This window comes from Oceanicella sp. SM1341 (assembly GCF_003448965.1).
Taxonomy (GTDB): domain Bacteria; phylum Pseudomonadota; class Alphaproteobacteria; order Rhodobacterales; family Rhodobacteraceae; genus Paroceanicella.
The window spans coordinates 176533-195651 of record NZ_QRGC01000002.1 but is presented as its reverse complement, the minus strand read 5'-3'; the positions used below and the strand labels follow the sequence as shown (position 1 = coordinate 195651).

The 19119-nt window shown below is 72.7% G+C and carries 16 protein-coding genes; 5 read left to right on the top strand and 11 right to left on the bottom strand.

The features are described from left to right. Window positions 1-82: 82 nt before the first annotated feature. On the top strand, window positions 83-1585 hold the full coding sequence (gene glpK / locus D3P35_RS02845; protein WP_118132948.1) for a glycerol kinase GlpK: 1503 nt from the start codon (window positions 83-85) through the stop codon (window positions 1583-1585). Between the two features lie 467 nt (window positions 1586-2052). Here glpK and putA read toward each other — a convergent pair whose 3' ends face one another. Continuing rightward, window positions 2053-5616 carry a bifunctional proline dehydrogenase/L-glutamate gamma-semialdehyde dehydrogenase PutA gene (putA, locus tag D3P35_RS02840; RefSeq protein ID WP_118132947.1) on the bottom strand — a complete coding sequence of 1188 codons (3564 nt, stop codon included), beginning with the start codon at window positions 5614-5616 and terminating at the stop codon, window positions 2053-2055. A 135-nt stretch (window positions 5617-5751) separates the two neighbouring features. Between putA and D3P35_RS02835 the strand changes: the two genes are divergently transcribed. After that, window positions 5752-6207: an Lrp/AsnC family transcriptional regulator gene (locus D3P35_RS02835; protein ID WP_118132946.1), complete on the top strand. Its 456-nt coding sequence runs from the start codon at window positions 5752-5754 to the stop codon at window positions 6205-6207. Here D3P35_RS02835 and D3P35_RS02830 read toward each other — a convergent pair. Next, a complete protein-coding gene (locus D3P35_RS02830; RefSeq protein WP_118132945.1) occupies window positions 6204-7877 on the bottom strand; it encodes an iron ABC transporter permease in 1674 nt (557 codons plus the stop codon). The genes D3P35_RS02835 and D3P35_RS02830 overlap by 4 nt on opposite strands. Window positions 7878-7971: 94 nt before the next feature. On the opposite strand from D3P35_RS02830, the gene D3P35_RS02825 reads away from it, so the two are divergent. Further along, window positions 7972-8514 (top strand): flavin reductase family protein, encoded by a 543-nt coding sequence (locus D3P35_RS02825; protein ID WP_118132944.1) that lies wholly within the window; start codon window positions 7972-7974, stop codon window positions 8512-8514. Window positions 8515-8518: 4 nt separating this feature from the next. Here the strand turns inward: D3P35_RS02825 and D3P35_RS02820 are convergent, their stop codons facing one another. The 5 genes from D3P35_RS02820 to D3P35_RS02800 all read right to left on the bottom strand — a co-directional run bounded on the left by D3P35_RS02820 (window position 8519) and on the right by D3P35_RS02800 (window position 12233). Further along, window positions 8519-8818 carry a putative quinol monooxygenase gene (locus D3P35_RS02820; RefSeq protein ID WP_118132943.1) on the bottom strand — a complete coding sequence of 100 codons (300 nt, stop codon included), beginning with the start codon at window positions 8816-8818 and terminating at the stop codon, window positions 8519-8521. A gap of 7 nt (window positions 8819-8825) precedes the next feature. After that, window positions 8826-9587, bottom strand: a complete 762-nt coding sequence (locus D3P35_RS02815; protein WP_118132942.1) for an SDR family NAD(P)-dependent oxidoreductase — start codon at window positions 9585-9587, stop codon at window positions 8826-8828. Between the two features lie 13 nt (window positions 9588-9600). Then, on the bottom strand, window positions 9601-10590 hold the full coding sequence (locus D3P35_RS02810) for an acetamidase/formamidase family protein (RefSeq protein ID WP_118132941.1): 990 nt from the start codon (window positions 10588-10590) through the stop codon (window positions 9601-9603). Between the two features lie 37 nt (window positions 10591-10627). After that, a complete protein-coding gene (locus D3P35_RS02805) occupies window positions 10628-11050 on the bottom strand; it encodes a MarR family winged helix-turn-helix transcriptional regulator (protein ID WP_118132940.1) in 423 nt (140 codons plus the stop codon). Window positions 11051-11192: 142 nt separating this feature from the next. Further along, the gene (locus tag D3P35_RS02800; RefSeq protein WP_232830347.1) at window positions 11193-12233 is read right to left on the bottom strand and encodes a substrate-binding domain-containing protein; all 1041 of its coding nucleotides are present in this window, start codon (window positions 12231-12233) and stop codon (window positions 11193-11195) included. A 264-nt stretch (window positions 12234-12497) separates the two neighbouring features. Here D3P35_RS02800 and D3P35_RS02795 point away from each other — a divergent pair, with 264 nt between their 5' ends. Beyond that, window positions 12498-13949 (top strand): amidase, encoded by a 1452-nt coding sequence (locus D3P35_RS02795; RefSeq protein WP_232830346.1) that lies wholly within the window; start codon window positions 12498-12500, stop codon window positions 13947-13949. 18 nt (window positions 13950-13967) lie between these two features. After that, complete coding sequence (locus D3P35_RS02790) at window positions 13968-14669, top strand: cysteine hydrolase family protein (protein WP_118132939.1); 702 nt, start codon at window positions 13968-13970, stop codon at window positions 14667-14669. A gap of 222 nt (window positions 14670-14891) precedes the next feature. Here D3P35_RS02790 and D3P35_RS02785 read toward each other — a convergent pair whose 3' ends face one another. The 4 genes from D3P35_RS02785 to ureB all read right to left on the bottom strand — a co-directional run bounded on the left by D3P35_RS02785 (window position 14892) and on the right by ureB (window position 19109). After that, window positions 14892-15731 carry an urease accessory protein UreD gene (locus tag D3P35_RS02785; protein WP_118132938.1) on the bottom strand — a complete coding sequence of 280 codons (840 nt, stop codon included), beginning with the start codon at window positions 15729-15731 and terminating at the stop codon, window positions 14892-14894. Window positions 15732-16117: 386 nt separating this feature from the next. After that, entirely contained in the window at window positions 16118-16738 is a 621-nt protein-coding gene (gene ureG / locus D3P35_RS02780; protein ID WP_118132937.1) for an urease accessory protein UreG, read from the bottom strand. Beyond that, window positions 16735-18435: an urease subunit alpha gene (ureC, locus tag D3P35_RS02775; RefSeq protein WP_118132936.1), complete on the bottom strand. Its 1701-nt coding sequence runs from the start codon at window positions 18433-18435 to the stop codon at window positions 16735-16737. The genes ureG and ureC overlap by 4 nt, the downstream gene beginning before the upstream one ends. Further along, a complete protein-coding gene (gene ureB, locus D3P35_RS02770) occupies window positions 18432-19109 on the bottom strand; it encodes an urease subunit beta (protein WP_118132935.1) in 678 nt (225 codons plus the stop codon). The genes ureC and ureB overlap by 4 nt, the downstream gene beginning before the upstream one ends. Window positions 19110-19119: the final 10 nt, after the last annotated feature.

Sequence of the window (19119 nt, the reverse complement as noted above, 5' to 3'; positions counted from 1 at the left end):
TGCCGGCGAATGCCGCTACCATCACCCCCGGAGGACCCCCGCCCCGCGGCGCGGACACCGGCAGCAAGACCAGGGAGAGTTCATGACCCACCACATCCTCGCCATCGACCAGGGCACCACCTCGAGCCGGGCGATCCTGTTCGACGGGTCCATGCAGCGCGTCGCCACCGGGCAGGAGGAGTTTCCCCAGCATTTCCCGGCCTCGGGCTGGGTGGAGCATGACCCGGCGGACATCTGGGGCACCACCGCCGCCACCTGCCGCTCGGCCATCGAGCGCGCCGGCATCGGCCCGAAGGACATCGCCGCCATCGGCATCACCAACCAGCGCGAGACCGTGGTGGTGTGGGAGAAGGACACCGGCCGCCCGCTGCACAACGCCATCGTCTGGCAGGACCGCCGCACCGCCGAGACCTGCGCCCGCCTGCGCGCCGAGGGGCTGGAGCCGGTGGTGACCGAGCGCACCGGCCTGCTGGTCGACCCCTATTTCTCCGGCACCAAGCTCGCCTGGATCCTCGACGAGGTGGAGGGCTCGCGGGAGCGGGCGCGGCGCGGCGAGATCCTGTTCGGCACGGTCGACACCTATCTGATCTGGCGGATGACCGGCCGGGCCGAGCATGTGACCGACGCCACCAACGCCTCGCGCACCATGCTCTACAACATCCACGAGGGCCGCTGGGACGAGGAGGTCTGCCGCGCCCTCGACATCCCCATGCAGATGCTCCCCGAGGTGCGCGACTGCGACGCCGAGTTCGGCATGACCCGGCCCGATCTCTTCGGCCGGCCCATCCCCATCCGCGGCGTTGCGGGCGACCAGCAGGCCGCCACGCTGGGCCAGGCCTGTTTCCGCCCCGGCATGATGAAGAGCACCTACGGCACCGGCTGTTTCGCCCTGCTCAACACCGGCGGCACCCCGGCGAAATCGGCCCACCGGCTGCTCACCACCGTGGCCTACCAGCTCGGCGGCACCCCCACCTACGCGCTGGAGGGCTCGATCTTCATCGCCGGCGCCGTGGTGCAATGGCTGCGCGACGGGCTCGGCATCATCCGCCACGTGAGCGAAACCCAGGGCCTCGCCGAGCGTGCCGACCCCGGCCAGCGCCTTTACCTCGTGCCCGCCTTCACCGGCCTCGGCGCCCCGCACTGGGACGCGGAGGCCCGCGGCGCGCTCTTCGGCCTCACCCGAAACGCGGGGCCGGCCGAGATCGCCCGCGCCGCGCTCGAGAGCGTCGCCTACCAGACCCGCGACCTCTGGGAGGCGATGCAGGCCGACTGGCCGGGCGAGGGCGCGGCCGAGCTCTCCGCCCTGCGGGTGGACGGCGGCATGTCCGCCTCGGACTGGACGATGCAGTTCCTCGCCGACATGCTCGGCGCCCCGGTCGACCGGCCCGAGGTGCTGGAGACGACCGCCCTCGGCGCCGCCTGGCTCGCCGGCCAGGCCTCCGGCCTCTACCCCGGGCAGGAGGGTTTCGCCGAGGCCTGGGCCCTCGAGCGCCGCTTCGAGCCCGCCATCGGTGCCGATGAGCGCGCCACCCTGAAGGCCGGCTGGGACGACGCCGTGCGCCGCACCCTCACCACCCCCGCCTGACGGCCTGCGGCAGGGCTGTTCAGGCAGCGCGGGGAGCCGGCGACAGCGCGGGGGAAAAACGCCGGACGGGGGCATCGAGCCCCCGACCGGCGTGTCGCCGCGTGCCGCGTCTCCGGCGCGGGGCCGGAGGCGGCGCGCCGGGCAGGACTGCCTGGCTGGCGCAGGGCGCCGGGAGGCACGGGCCCGCAGAGACCGGCGCCGGGCCAGCCTGCGCGAGGCCGGCGGAAGCGCTCCCTTTCCGCAGGGCGAGAGGACGCCATCCCGGCGGGCCTCGCCAGACGCGCTTCCGCCCGTTTCCACAAAGCCCGTTCATGAAGTGCCGGCGAACGCCCGGAACCACGACCCGCCATCGATACCGCGCGCCACAGCCGGGGCACAGCCCCGGCCCGGCCCAAACGGCAAGGGAGGGGGCCGCGAGGCCCCCGACCGTCCGGCGGGAGCGCTCCGTCTCTGCCCGGCGCGCGGGCTCAGCCGGCGTGGGCCATCAGCTCGGCATTCCCGCCCGAGGCCGTGGTGTCGATGCTCAGCGTGCGCTCGGCGCAATAGGCCGCCGGGCGGTCCACCCCGCCCACCAGCGGCACCAGGGGGCCCTCCTTCGCCGAGAGCGCCGCGCGCAGGGCGGCGAGCCCCGGGCTGCCGTGGCGCAGCGCGGCGACGTCGAAGGGGGCGGCGGTGACGCTGGCCATGTCGGGCACCCCGTCGACCGCCACCAGCGGCGCGCCGGCGGCGAGCAGGGGCGCGAGCGCGGCCCGCGCGCCGGGCGCCACCGCGAGCACGCGGTTGCCGGTTCCCAGCGCGAGGATCGCCTGGGCGAGCAGGCTCTCCGGGTCGGGGCCCAGCACCAGCGCCCGGCCGCGCGGCGCGAGGCGGAGCTGGTTCGCTTCGCCCGTCGGCCCGGCGAGGTCGATCGGCCCGCAGTCGAGCCCGCCCACTGAGGTGAGCGCCGGGGCCCCGCGGCCGCGCAGCGCCGCGCGCAGCTTCGCCACCGGGTCGGTCCAGCCCTGCGGCGGCAGGCCCCGCGCCGCCTCGGCCACGTCGACCGCGGCCGCGCCCTCCGCCACCGGCGCCGCGGGCACCGGGCGCAGGCTGAGGCGGAAGGCGTCGAGGTAGTTCGGCCCGCCCGCCTTCGGCCCGGTGCCCGAGAGCCCCTCGCCGCCGAAGGGCTGCACCCCCACCACCGCGCCGATCTGGTTGCGGTTCACGTAGAGATTGCCGACATGGGCGGCGTCCACCACGTCCTGCACCCGGCCGTCGATGCGGGTGTGCAGGCCCATGGTGAGCCCGTAGCCGGCGGCGTTCACCTCGGCCACCACGGCCTCCATGCGCTCGGCCTCGAAGGGGGCGATGTGCAGCACCGGGCCGAAGATCTCGCGCTCCAGCGTGCCGATGCCCTCGACCCGCACCAGCGCGGGGCGGGTGAAGCAGCCCCCGGCCGGCACCGGCAGGGCATGCAGCAGCCGGCCCTCGGCCTCCATCCTCGCCACCCAGTCCTCGATGCCCGCCTTCGCCTCGGCGTCGATCACCGGGCCCACGTCGGTGGAGAGCGCCCAGGGGTCGCCGACCACCAGCGCGTCCATCGCGCCGGTGAGCATCTCGGTGAGCCCGCCCAGCACCTCGCGCTGCACGTAGAGCACGCGCAGGGCCGAGCAGCGCTGCCCGGCGCTCTGGAAGGCGCTGGCGATGATGTCGCGCACCGCCTGCTCCGGCAGGGCGGTGCTGTCGACGATCATCGCGTTCAGCCCGCCGGTCTCGGCGATGAGCAGCGCCTCGGGGGCGGTCTGCGCGAGCTGGCGGTCGATGATGCGGGCCACCTCGGTGGAGCCGGTGAAGCACACGCCGCCGAGGCGCGCATCGGCGGTGAGGGCGGCGCCCACGTCGCCCGCGCCCTGCACCAGCAGAGCCACGTCCTCCGGCAGGCCGGCGCCGCGCATCAGCGCCACGGCACGGTATGCGGTGAGCGGGGTCTGCTCGGCCGGCTTGGCCACCACCGCGTTGCCGGTGGCGAGCGCCGCCGCGATCTGGCCGGTGAAGATGGCGAGCGGGAAGTTCCAGGGCGAGATGCAGGCGATCACGCCGCGCGCCCGGGTGCCCTGCTCCGCCGCGGCGGCGCCATTGGCGTAGTAGCGCAGGAAATCCACCGCCTCGCGGATCTCGGCGATGCCGTCGGCCAGGGTCTTGCCGGCCTCGCGGGCGAGGAGGGCGAGCAGCTCCGGCGTATGCGCCTCGTAGGCGTCGGCCACGGCGCGCAGCACCGCGGCGCGGGTGGCGACGGGCGTCTCCGCCCAGCCCGGCGCGGCGGCGGCGGCGCGGGCGATCACGTCGGCCACCGCGTCGGGCGCGGTTTCGGCCACGGTGCCCACCACATCGCCGGGCACGGCGGGGTTCACCACCTCGCGGCCGTTGCCCGCGTCCCAGCGGTGGGGCGCGGCGAAGGGCGCGCGGCCGGCCTCCAGCGAAGCGAGGGTGAGCGGGTCGGTCAGGTCGAGCCCGGCGGAATTCACCCGATCCGGGCCGTAGATGCCGGCGGGGGCGGGAATGCGCGGGTTGGGCGCGCAGCCCTGCGCCTCGGCGGTGGCGAGCGGGTCGGCCGCGATCACCTCGGCGGCCACGTCCTCGTCGACGATCTGGTGCACGAAGGAGGAGTTCGCGCCGTTTTCCAGCAGCCGGCGCACGAGATAGGCCAGCAGGTCGCGGTGGGCGCCCACCGGGGCGTAGATGCGACAGCGCGTGTGCTCGGCCCGGTGCACGATGCCGTGCAGCACCTCGCCCATGCCGTGCAGGCGCTGAAACTCGAAATGGTCGCGCCCGGGGCCGGCCATGTGCAGGATGGCGGCAATGGTATGCGCGTTATGCGTGGCGAATTGCGGGTAGATGCGGTCGGTCATCGAGAGCAGCTTGCGCGCGCAGGCGATGTAGCTCACGTCGGTGTGCTCCTTGCGGGTGAACACCGGGTATCCGGGCAGGCCCAGCACCTGGGCGCGCTTCACCTCCGTATCCCAGTAGGCGCCCTTCACCAGCCGCACCATGATGCGCCGGTCGAGCCGCTGCGCGAGGGCATAAAGCCAGTCGATCGCGTGGCGCGCCCGCGGCCCGTAGGCCTGCACCACCACGCCGAAGCCTTCCCACCCGGCGAGCGAGGGGTCGGCCAGCACCGTCTCGATCACGTCGAGCGAGAGGTCGAGCCGGTCGGCCTCCTCGGCGTCGATGTTCAGGCCGATGCGCGCCTGGGCCGCGGCACGGCACAGGTCGAGCAGCCGGGCCGAGAGCACCGGCAGCATCGCCTCCGCCTGGGCCACCTCGTAGCGCGGGTGCAGGGCGGAGAGCTTCACCGAGATGCCGGGGTTGGTGCGGATGTCCTCCTTCGCCGCCTTCGCGATGGCGGCGATGGCGTCGGAATAGGAGCGGTGGTAGCGCAGGGCGTCGGCCTCGGTGCGGGCCGCCTCGCCCAGCATGTCGAAGGAATGGGTGTAGCCCTTCTCCACGTCGGCGCGGCCGCGCTTCAGCGCTGCCTGGATGGTCTGGCCCAGCACGAACTGGTCGCCCATCTCGCGCATGGCGCGGGCCACGGCGGTGCGGATCACCGGCTCGCCAAGCCGGCGCACCACGCCGCGCAGCGCGCCCACCACGCCCACGCTCTCCTCCTCCAGCACCCGGCCGGTGAGCATCAGCGCCCAGGTGGAGGCATTCACCATCACCGAGCCGGAATCGCCGATATGCGCGCCCCAGTCATGCGGGGCGATCTTGTCGGCGATCAGGTCGTCGATGGTCTCGGCGTCGGGCACGCGCAGCAGCGCCTCGGCGAGGCACATCAGCGCCACGCCCTCGCGGGTGGAGAGGCCGTATTCCGCCAGGAACATCTCCATCATGCCGGTGTCGTCGGCGCCACGGGTGCGGCGCACCAGGTCGGCACCGCGCGCGGCGATATCGGCCCGCTCCTGCCCGGAAAGGGCGGCGAGGGCGATCAGGTCGCGCACGGTGGTGGCCTCGTCGGGGCAGAGGGAGGCACGGAGGGTCTGGCGGATCTCGGTCATGCGGGGAGGCTCCTCGGGGGTGGCAGGCTCGGGCACGAGATTATCAGGTTAACACGAGGTTGCCCGGCCATAGAAAGCCCGAAGGCAGGCCGAACGGTCTTTATTTCCGCCCTCCGGCAAGCCATACTGCCTGCCATGGACGAACCCGAATTCCATCTGGACCGGATTGACCGGCAAATCCTTGGCGCGCTTCAGAAAAATGCGCGGCTGAGCATGGCGCAGCTCGGCGCGGCGGTGGGCCTGTCGAAGACCCCTGTGCAGGCGCGGGTGCGGCGGCTGGAGGCGGCGGGGATCATCCGCGGCTACGCGGCGCTGGTCGACCCCGCGCGCATGGGGCTGGGGCATATCGCCTTCGTGCAGGTGACGCTGTCGGACACCCGTTCGGCGGCGCTGGAGGCCTTCAACGCCAGGGTGCGCGAGGTGCCGCAGATCGTGGGCTGCCACATGATCGCCGGCGGGTTCGACTACCTGCTGAAGGTGCGCACGAAGGACATCACCGGCTACCGGCGGCTGATGGGCGAGGTGATCTCGGCGCTGCCGCATGTCTCCCACACCACCACCTTCGTCGCGATGGAGACCGTGCGCGATTAGCCCTGCCGCTTCTGCAGCCCCAGTAGCACCACCGGCAGCAGGCCCAGCGCCACGATGGCGAGCGCCGAGGGGGCCGCGGCGGAGAGTTGCTCGCTCTTGGCCTGCATGTGGGTGTGGGTGGCCAGCGTGTCGAAGTTGAACGGGCGCAGGATGAGCGTGGCCGGCAGTTCCTTCGCCGTGTCGACGAACACCACCATGCCGGCGGCGAGGATTGAGGAGCGGATCATCGGCAGGTGCACGTCGCGCAGCGCCCCGCCCCGCGTGCGGCCGAGCGAGCGTGCGGCCATGTCCATCGACGGCGTCACCCGGCCCATCGCGCTCTCCATCGCGCCCTGCGCCACGGCGAAGAAGCGCACGAGATAGGCAAACACCACCGCCGCGGTGGAGCCGGTGAGGATCAGCCCGGGGTCATGGCCGGTGAGCGCCTCGATACCGTCGGCCACCCGGTGGTCGAGGGCCGCGAAGGGGATGAGCACCCCCACCGCGATCACCGCGCCCGGGGCAGCATAGCCCACCTGCGTGACCGGGGCGAGCAGCCGCGGCAGCCGGCTGGCGGAATTGCGCGCGCCGTAGACCATGAACAGCCCCGCCGCCACCGCGATCACCGCGGTGAGGAGCGAGAGCCAGACCGTGTTGAGCCCCGCCCGCCAGAGGGCGGCGCGCTGCCAGACGGCGGGGTCGTCCATCGCATGGCTCAGCATCACGCCCACGGGCAGCAGGAAGCCGAGCGCGAAGGGCGCGAGGCAGGCGAGGAACGCGAGCCAGCGCGCCACCGGCCCCAGCCGCGCGCGCTCCACCGGGCGGTAGCGCTTGGACATGTTGTGGTAGCGCCGCTTCGCGCGCGAGCGCCGCTCCACCAGCATCAGCCCGAGAATGAGGGCGAGCATCACGCAGGCGATCTGCGCCGCGCCGCCGGCATTGTAGGCCTCGAGCCAGATCGAGAAGATGCCGGTGGTGAGCGTCTGCACGGCGAAGAAATCCACCGCGCCGAAATCGTTGAGCGTCTCCATCGCGGCCACGGCAGCGCCGATGAAGATCGCCGGGCGCGCCAGCGGCACCGCCACCCGCCAGAAGCTGCCCCAGGGCCCCTGCCCCAGCGCTCGCGACACTTCCAGCGCCGAGACCGACTGCTCGCGGAAGGCCGCGCGCGCCAGCAGGTAGACGTAAGGGTAATAACCCAGGCTCAGCACCGTGGCGGCGGCCCAGAAGGAGCGGATCTCGGGAAACCAGTAGTCCCGCGCCGAGCGCCAGCCGAACAGCTCGCGCAGCGCGCCCTGCACGGGCCCGGCGTATTCCAGCAGGTCCACGAGCGCATAGGCGCCGATATAGGCCGGCACGGCGAGCGGGGCAAAGAGCAGCGGCTCCAGCCAGCGCCGGCCGGGAAAGGCGCACATGGTGGTGAGCCAGGCACAGCCGGTGCCGATCACGGCCGTGGCCCCGCCCACGCAGATCACCAGCCCCAGCGAATTCGCGAGGTAGCGCGGCAGCACGGTGGAGACGAGATGCGGCCAGATGTTCTCGGTGGGAAACAGCGCGATCAGCGCCACGGCGATGAGCGGGGCCACCACCAGTGCGGCGATGGCGAGGGCGCCCAGCGTCCAGCGGTCCCACCCGGCCCGGAAGAACCGCGGGCCATGAGCAACGCTTTCCTGAGCGATCCGATCAGCCATATGTCCGCATAGGCGAGGGCGGCCGCCCTGTCCAGCCACAGCGTGGCGCGGCGGCCCCGGCGCGCTAGGCTGTGGGGCGAGAGAGGAGACGGTGATGGAAGAGCTTCCCCTTCACAAGGCCTTCATGTGGCTCGAGCCGGGGCCGGTGGTGCTGGTCAGCACCCATGACGGCACCCGGGCCAACGTGATGACCGTGACCTGGACCATGGTGCGCAGCTTCGCCGCCGAGTTCGCCCTCACCACCGGCGCGTGGAACCATTCCTTCGCCGCGCTGAAGGCGCAGCGCGAGTGCGTGCTGGCCATCCCGGGCGCCGATCTCATCGACACCGTGCTGGGCGTGGGCACCTGCTCGGGGCGGGAGACGGACAAGTTCGCCCGTTTCCCGCTCACGCCCCTGCCGGCCTCGCAGGTGGGCGCGCCGCTGATTGCCGAATGCCTCGCCAACATCGAGTGCCGGGTGGTGGAGATCGTCGAGCGGCTCGACCTCGTGCTGCTGGAGGGCGTCGCGGCCTGGGTCACGCCCGCCCGCGCCGACCACCGGCTGCTGCACGCGAAGGGCGACGGCAGTTTCACCGCCGACGGCGAGGCCTTCGAGCGCCGCGAGGCGATGCGCCCGCGCCTGCCCCCCGGGGTGTGAGCCCTCACGCCTTCGCGGAATATTCCCGGCAGGTCTCCAGGATCACGTCGCCCTCGATCAGCTCCGGGCCGAGGGCGAAGAAGCGCGCCGTGGCGGGCGAGCCGTTGTGCCGCTCCATCGCCGCCTCGTTCGCGAAGCGCTCGTAGGTGGTGAAGACCGCGGGGTCGGCCAGCGACTGGGAGAGGTAGAAGCCCAGCGTCTCCGGCTCCTCCGCCGCCACATGGGCGGCGACATCGAGCAGGGCGGCGCGCATGGCCTCCTCCTGCCCGGGCTTCGCGCGGATGATCGCGGTGATGGTGATCATGGCCGCCTCAGAGCTGGATGCCGCGGGTGAGCGCGCCGTCCACCACCAGGTTGGTGCCGGTGGTGAAGGAGGAGGCGGGCGAGGAGAGGAACACCACCGCGCGGGCCACCTCGTCGGGCCGGCCCATCCGGCCGGTGGGGTTGAGCGCCAGCGCCTTCGCGAAGAGCTCGGGGTTGTTGAGCTCCACGTTCTCCCAGACGCCGCCCTTGAAATAGGTGTTGCCGGGCGAGACGGTGTTGCAGCGGATCATCTTCGGCGCCAGTTCCAGCGCCATGCGCTGCATGTAATGCACCAGCGCCGCCTTGAAGGCGCCATAGGCGGGGCCGGTGAAATCCGCCTCGCGCCCCGACACGCTGGAGACCGCGCAGATCGAGCCCGCGGCGGATTTCTCCAGCTGCGGCAGGGCGGCGTTCACCAGCCGCACGGTGTGCATCATGTCGGTGGAAAAGCCCGCCTCCCAGGCGGCCTCGTCGTCGCCGAGTGCGAGGGCCGAGACATTCGCCACGAGAATGTCGATGCCGCCCATGGAGGCGGCGCTCTCGGCCACCCAGGCCTCCAGCGCGCCCTTGTCCGACACGTCCACCGAAGTGCCCTTGATCAGCCCGAGGCTGCCGGAGAGCGCGGTTTCCGCCGCGGCCACCTCCTCCGGGTTGCGGGCGCAGAAGGCCACGTTGGCGCCTTCCGCGGCGAAGATGTCGACGCAGTGCCGGCCGATGCCCTTGCTGCCGCCGGTCACCAGCACGTTCATGCCGCTCAGTCCGAGATCCATGTGTGAGCCCCCCTCAGGCCAGGTAGGTTTTGAGCATCGAGGCGCCGAGCGTGTATTTCGGGTCGACCATGTTGCCCACCCGCACGCGCCCGGCCTGCGTGCAGAGGAAATACGCCTCCGTCTCGTCGTAGCCGTAATCGTCGACCATCCAGCGGATGAGGTCGCGGTAGGCCATGCGGGCCGCGTCCTCCATCGGGCGGGCGGAGCCCACGCTCATGATGAAGCGCTCGTTCTCCAGCCGCACGCCGGGGATCTGCCAGCCCTTGATCAGGTCGACCTGGATCACGGTGGTGGAGTTCATCTCCACCGCCACGCCGCAGAGCTCGCCATCACCCTGCGTGCCGTGGCAATCGCCGAGGTAGAGATAGGCGTCGGCGTGCAGCACGGGGAAGTAGACCACGGCGCCGGGGGCCACGTCGGGCAGGTCCATGTTGCCGCCCCAGTAGTCGGGCTGCAGCGAGCTCACCGCCTCCATGGCCGGGCTCACGCCCAGGGTGCCGATGAAGGGCTCGTAGGGCAGCGTCACGCGGTCGGAGAACTTCACCCCGCCCTCGCGCGTCACCTCCATCTTCTTCACCGCCTCGGGCAGCGGCGCGTTGAGCATCGCGGTCTGCGCCGTGGCGACGAGGCCGCCGAACTCCGGCAGCAGCGCGGTGGTGCCGGCGGGCTGGGGGCCGCGCGGGTCGATGGAGAGGATGCGCACGGCCAGCGTGTCGCCCGGCTCGGCGCCCTCAACGGCCACGGGGCCGTTCTGGGGGTTCACGAAGGGCATCTTCAGCACCTTCGAGGGCAGGTCGGCCTCGGTCTTCACCGCGCCGCCGAACGCGTCGAGCGTCTCGACCTCGAGCACCGCGCCGGGCGCGACGCGCAGCACCGGCTCCACGAAGGGCCCGTAGACATAGCGGTACGGGCCCTGCTCCGCCTCGGTGATGGTGTGGCGCGCACGCGCCTCGCCCGCGGCCACGCCGCGGCGGGCCATGATCGACCCCTCGAACCAGTCCATGCCGTATCTCCCCCTCAGGATACCGGCGGGGTGGGTCTCAGCGCTCCTTCAGCTCCAGAAGGAGGGTGCGCAGCGCTGCCACGTCCGCCTCGTCGAAAATCTCGGAAATATGCTTCTCATGCGCCTTCGACACGCCGGAGAGCCGGCGGTACTGCGCCTCGCCGGCCGGGGCCATGGCCACCTTCACCCGGCGGCGGTCCCGCTCGTCGGGCATGCGGAACACCAGCGTGTCGGACACCATGCGGTCGATGATCTTGGTGAGCGTGGCGGGCTCGACCAGCACCAGCGCCGCGAGCTCTCCCATGGAGAGGGCGCCGTTCTGGTCCAGCGCCTCGAGGATGCGGAACTGCTCGATGGCGATGCCGCCGGGGCGCAGCCGCTCCGCGAGGTCTTCCTCCAGGCGTCGGTTCACGCTTGCAATGATGTAGCCGAGCTGCTCGGTCAGCCTGGGGCCCGCCATGTGTCCTCCTCAAAATGATCCCGCGGACGATATTGTTGCCGTTTTGTGTTTCTCGGGTTCAAATAGGGTAGTGCCGGATACCGATCAAGCAAAATCGCGCGCCCGCCGGACGGGCGGACGCGGCGTCGCGGAGGAGGCGGGCTCAGACCGTGGCGCGCACCACGAATTCCGTACCATCCGCCTCGGCGATATGGATGGGCGGGCGGCGGCGCGCGCCGGGCAGGCCGAGCATGGCCATGGCATCGGCCCGGCCGAAGCGGTTGGAGGTGAGCCGGGCCATCTCGCCGCCATGCACCCGCCCCACCGAGCGGGCCAGCGCCGCGGCGAGGTGCACCCCGTCGTAGCAGCCCAGCGAGTAGACATTCACCGGCGGGCGGGTGTTGCCGAAGCCGCGCTCGTAGGCCGCCACCATCTTCTCGCGGCCCTGGCTGCGCAGGCTGTCGAAATAGGTGTGCACGGCGTAGAGGTTTTCCGCGTTTTCCGGCGCCACGCCCCAGAGCAGCGATTCGTCGAAGGCGAGGCTGAGGCGCAGCATGTTGCGCGCCATGCCGCTTTCGCCGAAGGCCCGGTTGAAGGCCACCGCCTCCTCGCCCAGCAGCACGGTGATGACCACGTCGGGGCGGATGGCGCGGATCTGGTCGAGCACGTAGGAATAGTCGCGTTCGCCGAAGGGCAGCAGCGCGTCGCCCACCATGCGGCCGCCGGCCTCGGTCACCGCCGCCTCGGCGGTGCCATGCGCAACGCGCGGCCAGATGTAGTCGTTGCCCACGAAGAAGAAGCGCCGGGCGCCGCGCTGCTCGGCCAGCCAGCCGATTCCCGGGCCCAGCACCTCCCAGTCGGTGATGCCGGTGGCCACGGTGCCGGGGCCGCAATAGCCGCCCTCGTACTGGCAGGTGTAGATGTAGGGCACGTTGCCGCCCAGGCCCTGGCGCACCGCGGGGCGCAGGTTGCTCGGCTGCATGCCGATGACCGCGTCGACCCCCTGCTCGGCCGAGAGGCGGCGCGCGGCGCGGGCGGCGGATTCGGGCGTGGTGCCGGCGTTCGCGGGCACCAGCTCCACCTCGCGGCCGAACACGCCGCCGGCGGCGTTCAGCTCCGCCGTGGCCAGGATGGCGCTGGCCTCGCAGCCCGGGGTCCACAGCCCCATGGGCCCCGTATGGGACAGGATCAGACCAAGTTTCATCGCCGCCTCCCTGTTGGCGGGTGTGACGTGGTGGGGCCGCTGCAGCGCAAACACGCGCCTCACGGCCCGTTTCCCGGTGACACGAAGCTGGCGGGGCTCGGGTTTTCCCTCTCGCCTGCGGGCCGTGCCGGCCCGCGGAGCGCCCCTGCCTGGTGCATTGCATCATTGTGACGCTCACAAGATTTCCCTTGCCTTGCAATATTTTTTTATTCAACCTTTTCCAAATCTACCAATTTTCAGAGACCAGCAGAAGAGTGCCCGCCCGTGAACATCTCCGCCAAGCCGCCTGCCGCCCGGGGCGCCGCCCTGCCCGACCTCGACCTGATGGAGGTCTCGGCGATGATCGCCGCCCGCGTCGTCGGGCCGGTGGAGGTGACCGAGGCGGTGCTCGACCGGATCGAGGCGGTGGACGGCACGCTCGGCTCCTACATCACCGTGATGGCCGACCACGCGCGTGAGCGCGCCGCCATCGCCGAGGCCGAGATCGCCGCCGGCCTGCGCCGCGGCCCGCTGCACGGCGTGCCCGTGGCGGTGAAGGACCTCTGCGAGACCGCCTCCGCCCCCACTTCCGCCGGCATGCAGATCCACAAGGGCGTGGTGACCGGGCGCGATTCCACCGTGGTCTCGCGGCTCGAGCGCGCCGGGGCGGTGCTGCTGGGCAAGCTCGCGATGACCGAGGGCGCCTATTCCGGCCACCATCCGAAGATGCCCACGCCGCTCAACCCCTGGAACCGCGAGGCCTGGGCCGGCTCCTCCTCCTCCGGCTCGGGGGCGGCCACGGCGGCGGGCCTGTGCTACGGCTCGCTCGGCTCCGACACCGGCGGCTCCATCCGCTTTCCCTCCTCGGCAAACGGCCTCACCGGGCTGAAGGGCACCTGGGGGCGGGTGAGCCGCCACGGCGTCTTCGCGCTGGCCGACAGTCTCGACCACGTGGGCCCCATGGCCCGCTCCGCGCGCGACGCCGCCGCGATGATGGGCGTGCTCGCCGGGGCCGACCCGATGGACCCCACCGCCCTGCAGGCCCCGGTGCCGGACTATCTCGCCGCCTGCGCGGGCAACATCCGCGGGTTGCGCATCGGGCTCGACGAGGAGCAGGTGTTCGGCACCACCGACGCCCAGACCTCCGCCGCCCTGCAGGAGGCCGTCGCCGTGCTGCGCGAGCTCGGCGCGCACATCGTGCCGGTGAGACTGCCCGTGGCGCCCGAGCTCACCGAGCAATGGACCGTGCTCTGCGGCATCGAGGTGGCCATCGCCCATGCCGAGACCTATCCCGCCCGCAAGGCCGAGTATGGCCCGCATCTCGCCGGGCTGATCGACCTCGGCCTGTCGGTGAGCGGCGACGCGGTGGGCCGGGCCATGCAGTGGCGCCTGGTCTACAACGGTGCCGTGGCCGCGGCGATGCAGGGGGTCGACATGCTGGTGCTGCCGGTGACCGCCGGCCGCCTGCCGCCGCTCGACAACCCCTACGGCGCCCCCGCCGCCGACCCGGAGAACCCCGATCTGGGCGACCTGCTGAAGTTCACCGCGCCGGCTGATCTCACCGGCTGTCCCTCGCTCACCCTGCCCGGCGGGTTCGACGAGGCGGGCGTGCCGATCGGCTTCCAGCTCATGGGCCCGGCGCTCTCCGAGGCCGCGCTGCTGCGCGCCGGCCACGCCTTCCAGACCCTGACGGACTGGCACACCCGCCGCCCCGACCTCTCGGGCTTCACCGCCTGAACCCTCCAGGAGACACCGATGCACAAGATCGACATTCCGCGGGAGATCCTCGAGCGCTCGCGTGCCCTGCGCGGCGAGGCCCCGGTGATGATGCCCGAGATCGACCCCGCCCGCACCGCGCATGTGGTGATTGACCTGCAGGACGGGTTCATGGCCGAGGGCGCGCCGGTGGAAGTGCCCGTGGCGCGCGACATCGTGGGCAACGTGAACCGCATCACCAGGGCGCTGCGCGCGGCCGGCGGCACCATCGTCTACACCCGCTTCACCTCCGACCCCGAGAGCTGGAGCGCCTGGTACACCCGCGGCTACATGACCCCCGAGCGCGCCGAGGAGCACCGCGAGGCCTTCGCCCCCGGCGCGCCCTACCACAAGCTGTGGGACGCGCTGGACGTGGCGGAGGGCGACATCATCGTCGACAAGACCCGCTTCTCGGCCTTCACGCCGGGCACCTGCGACATGCACGAGCAGCTCCGCGCCCGGGGCATCGACACGCTGATCATCACCGGCACCCTGTCGAACTGCTGCTGCGAGAGCACCGCGCGCGACGGCATCCAGTTCGACTACGGGGTGGTCTTCGTGGCCGACGCCAACGCCACCCATACCGACGCGGAGCATAATGCCGTCCTTTCCAACATGATCACCCTGTTCGCCGACGTGCAGGACACCGGACAGGTGCTTGCCGCCATCGAGGCCGGGGCCCGGCGCGCCAGCGCCGCCTGAGGCCGGGGGGTTCCCTCACCCCGATCCCTGGCCCCGCCGTCTCCCGGCGGCGGGGCACCCTGCCACCCCGACCGCACCTCGAGCGGGGTGGAACTCCCCCTCCGCCCTCTCCCGGGGCGGAGGGCTTTTCCGCGGCGGCGGCGCGCCCCGCTCTCGCTGCGCACCCCTCCCTTGCGATCTTGCGCGCCCGGGGTTTCCCGCCGGAGCGGCACGGCTCTGCCTTCAGCCCTCCAGCGCCGCGCCGATCCGCTCCTGCAGCCGGGCCTTTGCCGCCACCAGCGCGCCGCCATCGCGCGCCACCAGCCGCAGCCCGAGCCCGGCGCCGCCGCGCAGCTCGGCCGAGGCGGCGTAGGCGCCCCCGACCTCCACCGGCCCGGGGGGAAACGCCGCTCGCACCCGCGCCAGCCGGGCTTCGGGCCCGATGACGGTGAAGGCGCCGAAGGCTCCCGCCCCGCCGCGCATCCGCGCCAGCGCGCGGAGCCCCGCCTCTGCCACCGCCTGCGTCTCGCGCAGGATCACCGCGCCGCACGGCCGGCGCAGCACGGTGGTGGAGCGCCAGGCGCCGCCCGCTGCCTCGGCCGCGGGAAACTGGCGGCAGAAGCCGTCGAAGAGCAGCAGCAGCCCCTCCGCGGCCACCGTGGCGTCGAGCCGCTGCGCCACCCGCGCGCCGGAGGTGAGCACCCAGGGCTCGGGGACGAGCTCGAGCCGCGCGCCCGGACCCACCGCGATGTCCCAGCCCGCCCGCGGCGTGGCGCCGCCGGCATGCACCAGCGTGGCCCCGGCGCTGATGATGCGCACCGCGGCGCCGGGCCGGGCCTCGAGCCGGCTCTCCCAGCAGTCCCCCGGCAGCAGGGCGGCCGCGGCGGCCTGCGGCAGAACGGTGAGCAGCCCCGGCGCCTCGCCCAGCCGGAAGCCGCGCGGCAGCGACCAGGGCCAGCTCACCCGCCGCCGCTCGATGCGCGTGCGCCCGTCCGCCCCCGGGGCGAAGCCGAGGTCGAGCTGGCAGGGCCCCGCCGCCTCCGGAGCAGCGGGAGGCGCCGATGTGCCCCCCGCCCGGGACATCCCGGAGCCTCCGTGAAGCGGGACCGGCCCGCCGCAATAGACGCCGACCGACCGGGGGGCACTGGCCCCCTGCACATCGGCCCCCGCCGCAGCCACCCCCCGGCCGGCCAATGGGGCTTCCCGTCGCGCGGCCTGCCCGGCAGGGAGCCCGGCACCACCCGCCACGGCCGCCGCGCCGGCGCAGGCAGGGCGCGCGCGATCACGCCCCGTGCCGTCCTGCGATGCCCTCACCACCTGCGCCCTGCCGGGAGAGGCCGCTTCTCCACGGCAACGCTCCGCCGCCGCACGCGGCTCCGCGCCGGCCGCGGGCCGGGCAGAGGGCACGGGGGCACGGGCGCGCGGATCACCCTCGCCGACCTGCCCTTCGCTTTCCGGCGGCCCTGCCGTCATGGAGCGACCGCGGTGAACAGCACGTCGCGGCGCAGCCGCGCGATGACCTCGGCCACCCCCGCGCCGCGCCGGCAGTCCGACGCGATCACCGGCCGGCCCTCGCGCGCGGCCTGCGCCGTGGCCAGCATGGCGGGGAAATCGACGCCGACATGCGGCGCGAGATCGGTCTTGTTGATGACGAGCAGGTCGCATTGCAGCACGCCCGGCCCGCGCTTGCGGGGGATGTCGTCGCCCCCCGCGACGTCGATCACGAAGAGCCAGTAGTCGACGAGGTCGAGCGAGAAGGTGGAGGCGAGATTGTCGCCGCCGCTCTCGATCAGGATCAGCTCCAGCCCGGGGAACTGCCGCTCCAGCCGGTCGGCGGCGGCCATGTTCAGCGTCGGGTCCTCGCGGATGACGGTGTGCGGGCAGGCCCCGGCCTGCACCGCGAGGATGCGCTCAGGGGCGAGGCGCCCGCCGCGGCGCAGGCGCTCGGCGTCCTCGTCGGTCGCGAGGTCGTTGGTGATGACCGCGACCTCGGTGCCGTCGGCGGCGAAGGCCTCGAGCATGCGCTCGATCAGCGCCGTCTTGCCCGAGCCCACCGGCCCGCCGATGCCGATCCGTGCCGCCCCGCTCATCGCAGGAAATACCGCCGGGCGAGCGGGACTTCCGCCGCCGGCTCGCAGGTGAGCAGTCGCCCGTCGGCCCGCACCTCGAAGGTGCGCGGGTCGACCTCGATCGCCGGCAGGGCGGCGTTGCGCACCATGTCGGACTTGCGCAGGGACCGCACGGAGGCGATGGGCACGAAGGGTTTCGCGACGCCCAGCCGCCCGGCCACACCGTCCATCGCGAGCCGGCTCACGAAGGTGACGCCGAGCCGGTGTTTCGCGGTGCCGAGCGCGCCCCACATCGGCCGGTGGATCATCGGCTCGGAGCCCACGAAGCTGCCGTTGCCGTCGCCCATCGTCGCCCAGACGATGGTGCCCGACGTGATCACCGTCGCGGGCTTGGCGCCGAAACTCGCCAGCGGCCAGAGCACGAGATCGGCCATCCTGCCCGGCGCGATGGAGCCGACATGCGCGTCGATCCCCGCGGCGATCGCGGGGTTGATGGTGAGCTTGGCGATGTAGCGCAGGATGCGCTCGTTGTCGGCGCGCGCGGTGCGCTCCTCGGGCAGGCGGCCGGTGCGGTCCTTCATCACGCTCGCGAGCTGCCAGCATTTCGCCACGTTCTCGGCGAGGCGGCCCATGCCTTGCGTGTCGGTCGCGAAGATCGAGATCGCGCCCATGTCATGGAGGAAATCCTCCGCCGCCATGCTCTGGGGGCGGATGCGCGCCTCGGCGAAGGCCACGTCCTCGATGAGATCGAAGCTCATCATGTGGGCGAGCATGGTCATCGGCAGGCCTTCCTCCAGCGCCGCCGCGGTGAAGGGGTTGGTCGGGTTGGTCGAGGAGGGCAGCACGTTCGGGTGGCCGTTCACCACGAGGATGTCCGGCGCGTGGCCGCCGCCGGCGCCCTCGGTGTGGTACATGTGGATGGTCCGCCCGCCGATGGCGGCGAGCGTGTCCTCGCAGAAGCCGAACTCGTTGATGGTGTCGGTGTGCAGGTGGACGGAGAAATCGGCGGCGTCGGCGGCGCGCAGGCTGCCGTCGATCACCGCCGGCGAGGCGCCGAAATCCTCGTGGATCTTCACGCCCAGCGCGCCGCCGGCCACGCTCTCGGTGACCGCGGCGGGGTCCGAGGCGCCGCGGCCGAGGAAGCCGAAGTTGAGCGGGAATTCGTCCGCCGCCTGGATGAGCCGGCCGAGCGTGTGGGGCCCCGAGCAGCTCACGTCGAAGTTGGGGCCCGGCGACATGCCGATCATCGTCGTCGTGCCCCCCGCGAGCGCGTGCCAGGCCTGCTGGGGCGAGAGGAAATGCGCGTGCGCCTCGATCGCGCCGGGGGTGACGACATGGTGGTCGCCATGCACCACGGTGGTGTTCGGCCCGGTGACGAGATCGGGGTGGACGCCGTCCATGATGTCGGGGTTGCCGGCCTTGCCCACGGCCACGATCCGGTCGCGGCGGATGCCGATATCGCCCTTCACGATGCCGAGCAGCGGGTCGATGATGATGGCGTTCTGGATCACCATGTCGAGGGCGCCGGAGGCGTCGGTGCCGGTGGTGCGGAAACCCTCGCCGTCGCGCATGGCCTTGCCGGCGCCGGTGGTGAGCTCGTCGCCGTAGACCGTGTGGTCATGCTCGATCTCGGCCAGCAGCGAGGTGTCGGCGAGGCGGAACATGTCGCCCGTCGTCGGACCGTAGAGGGCGGCGTATTGCGCGCGGGAGATCTTCATGCGCCATACCCCTTCTCGGCCAGCGCCCTGAGCCCGGCCGCGCGGGTCTCCTCCGCCCCGCCCTCGGCGAGGCCGGCGAAACCGTGGATGCGCCGCAGGCCGCCGAAGGGCACGAGGGTGACGGTGCGCGCCACCCCGGGGTCGAAGCGCTCGCCGCCGCCCGAGGGCCGGTCGAGGCGCATGCCCCAGGCGGCGGCGCGGTCGAACTTCAGCGCCGGGTTCGTCTCGGCGAAATGCGCGTGGGCGCGCACCTGGATGGTGCGGTCGCCCTCGTTCAGCACCTCGATCTCGCGGCGCGGGCGGCCGGCGTTGAGCTCGATCTCGCCTTCCGCGGGGATGATCTCGCCGGGGGCGGGGCCCGGCTCCGCTGCCGGGGGGATGGGGTCGAACACGGTGACGAGCTTGGTGCCCTCGGCCATCGACACCTCGACCGAGAAGGTCCTGAGCATCTGCGGCACGCCGGGCTCGACCTCCTCCGGGCCAAGGAGCGTTCCGGCGAGGCTCACGAGGCCCGGGTGGTCGAGGCCGCGGCGCGCGGCGGTCAGGATCTCGTCCGCGAGCAGCGCCACCGCTTCCGGGTGGCTGAGGCGGATGCCGAGGCCGCGGTAGCGCCGGGCGAGCTCGGCGGCGGTGAAGATGGTGAGCCGCTCCATCTCGGTGGGGGTGAGGTGCATGGCCTGCTCC